Below are 2,501 nucleotides of genomic sequence, written 5' to 3'. Positions count from 1 at the left end.
GTCCTGCGCTCTGACCCAAGAGCAACTGCCGTGCCGTCGCCCAACTGGGCATTTTCCGAGGGAAGAAACCCCGTCCTGACCCTGTCGGGCCGGGCAGGACTGTCTTTCTTTCAGGCCGGCTCCAGGTAGTTCCGCCCTCTTTCCTGCCCCGCGGTCGCAGGCACACCCCGGCGCACGTCAGGCGCGGGACGGAGCCCTCCGACGCTGGGACAGCACACCACCCGCTTGAGGGTGGATGTGCGAGGAGTGGGGAAGATTCAGGAACAGTGGGACCCTGACGCGGGGCCGCCCGGGGAGAAGGGGGCCATCCAGGCGTCAGGGAGGTGCTTCACCGGACGGCGCCTGCCCGAAGGCGGCGCGCATCCGTCACGACCCGGCTGCTACTTCGACGGCGGCACCAGGACGAGGATGAGCTCGCCCCCCACGTGCTTGCCGGCCTTCTGGTACACGGCGCCCTGGCGGCCCAGCTCCACCTCCACGGAGGACTGGTTCGGGATGATGACGCGCAGCGTGGCGCTGCCGTCCTTCATGCCCAGCAGCTGGAGCGACGCGTTCGTCCCGTTGGGGAGCTTCACTTCCGTGGGCTTCTGGGCGCCCACCTCCACCGTGTCCAGCGACATGCGCTTGAAGGAGGTGAAGCTGAAGTTCTGCTTCTGGAATGCCTCCTTCATCTTGGTGAGCTCCGGGGGGTCCACCACGGTGCCCTTGTTGGAGGCCAGCACCACCTCCACCTGCACCTTCACCTTCTGCTCCTGGGCGGAGGCCACCGCCGGCCCCATCACCAGACCCACGGCAACCAGCAGGGCCAGCACCGCCCACGTCGGCTTCGTCATAGCGCTCCTCCGGTGGGCCGGGGCGGAACGGACGGAGCCGGCGACGGCTGCCCTCCCTGTCCATCCTGCTCCACGCTCGAATCCTGGGACTCCACCGCGCCCGGCTTCTTCTCCTTCACGGGCTCCGGAGCCTGCTCCTGCTCGTCCACCATCCAGATGATGGAGCCGCCGCCTTCGGTCTCCATCACCACCGGGGCCACGCGGGCGCCCTGGTAGGACTGGATGGACTTCACCGTCATGCGCTCGGCGGCGTAGCCCTCCGGCGCGTTGTCGCGCAGCACCAGCGGCAGCGCCACCAGCAGCACCACCGCGGCGGTGGCCAGCGACGACATCATCGCGGTGCGCTGGTAGAGGAACATCTCCGACAGGGCCAGCCGCATCCGCTCGATGAGGGGCGGCTTCTCCGGCGTCACCCGGGCCATGACCTTCTGGGCGAAGTCCTTGAAGTCGACGTCGTCCACCGCCATGTCCAGGCCCACCCGCAGCAACCCGGACTCGGCGCGCAGGTCCGCCGCGCGGCCCGTGCAATCCCGGCAGGCGGCCAGGTGCCGTTCCACGTTCACGCGCTCCCCAGGAGCGAGTTCACCGTCGATGTAGGGAGACAGGAGCGGTACGAAACGCTCACACGCGGGATTTCCGGCCATACTCTTCACCCTGCGGGCTGGTGGGAATTCGTCGGTGGGGACGCGCCCTCCCCCACGGATATTCGAGGAGGCCTTTCTGGCACCCTCATTCGTTGCCCACCCCGCTCTTGGCTTCGTCCAGCTCCAGATAATCCCCGAGGATCTTCTGCACCTTGGCGCGCGCGTGGAAGAGCCGGCTCATCACCGTGCCCTTGGGGATGTCCAGCGTGCGGGCCAGGTCTTCGTAGGACATTCCCTCGATTTCGCGCAGCAGGAGGATGGCGCGGTGCTTCTCCGGCACCGTGGCCAGCGCTTCCTGGATCTTCTCCGCCAGCTCCTTGCGCAGGGCGCTCTTCTGGGGGTTCGTCCCCAGGCGGCTGCCCAGCGCGCCGATGCGGGCCTCGGAGAGGTCCACGTCCTGCGTCTCGTCGTACTCGACGGCCTCGCCGCTGCCCCGGCGCTTGCGCAGCACGTCGATGCAGATGTTCGACGTGATGCGGTAGAGCCACGTGTAGAAGGACGCGTCGCCCTTGAAGTGGTCCAGGTACTTGTAGACCTTGACGAACGCCTCCTGGGAGACGTCCATCGCCTCCTCCTTGTCCTTCAGCATTCCGAGCGCGACGGCATACACCTTGCGCTGGTAACGCTCGACGAGGAGCTTGAAGGCGCGCTGGTCCCCGCTGCGGACGCGCTTGACGAGTGTGAGGTCGTCGGTGGCCAAGTGGGCGGCACCGTAGCACATGCCACGCCAACCCCAAGGCTTTCGACGCGCCCCGCCGCTGCTAGAGCGAGCTGACGAGCGCGATGGCCGCCAGGGCCAGGCCCACCATGGCCAGCACCGCCCCGAACACCATGCGGTCCCACTGGGCCTGGGAGACGGCCGTCTCCTCCTCCGGGACGTCGCGGAAGGAGTGGAGCACGTTCCAGAACATCCGGCCGCCCAGCCGGCGGTCGCTGCCGTGGCGGTCGCGGGGGTCGTCGTTCTGGAGGGGCCGTCCCTCGGCGTCCCGGCGCACGAAGGGGCCGGGCAGGGGCTGGTAGAGGC

At 68.4% G+C, this 2,501-nt stretch carries 3 protein-coding genes and 1 pseudogene; all 4 read right to left on the bottom strand.

The annotated features are described in order from the left end of the window. Positions 1-380: 380 nt before the first annotated feature. Positions 381-833, bottom strand: a complete 453-nt coding sequence (locus D7W81_RS40820; protein WP_120560700.1) for a hypothetical protein — start codon at positions 831-833, stop codon at positions 381-383. Continuing rightward, positions 830-1,477, bottom strand: a complete 648-nt coding sequence (locus tag D7W81_RS40815) for an anti-sigma factor family protein (RefSeq protein ID WP_120560699.1) — start codon at positions 1,475-1,477, stop codon at positions 830-832. Before D7W81_RS40815 ends, D7W81_RS40820 begins: the two co-directional genes overlap by 4 nt. A gap of 85 nt (positions 1,478-1,562) precedes the next feature. Then, positions 1,563-2,177 carry a sigma-70 family RNA polymerase sigma factor gene (locus tag D7W81_RS40810; RefSeq protein WP_208721692.1) on the bottom strand — a complete coding sequence of 205 codons (615 nt, stop codon included), beginning with the start codon at positions 2,175-2,177 and terminating at the stop codon, positions 1,563-1,565. 61 nt (positions 2,178-2,238) lie between these two features. Then, positions 2,239-2,501, bottom strand: a pseudogene (locus D7W81_RS42675) (hypothetical protein); the annotation flags it as partial.

The sequence above is a fragment of the Corallococcus aberystwythensis genome (assembly GCF_003612165.1).
GTDB lineage: Bacteria > Myxococcota > Myxococcia > Myxococcales > Myxococcaceae > Corallococcus > Corallococcus aberystwythensis.
The sequence above is the reverse complement of the archived record's forward strand: the minus strand, read 5'-3'. Positions and strand labels throughout refer to the sequence as shown.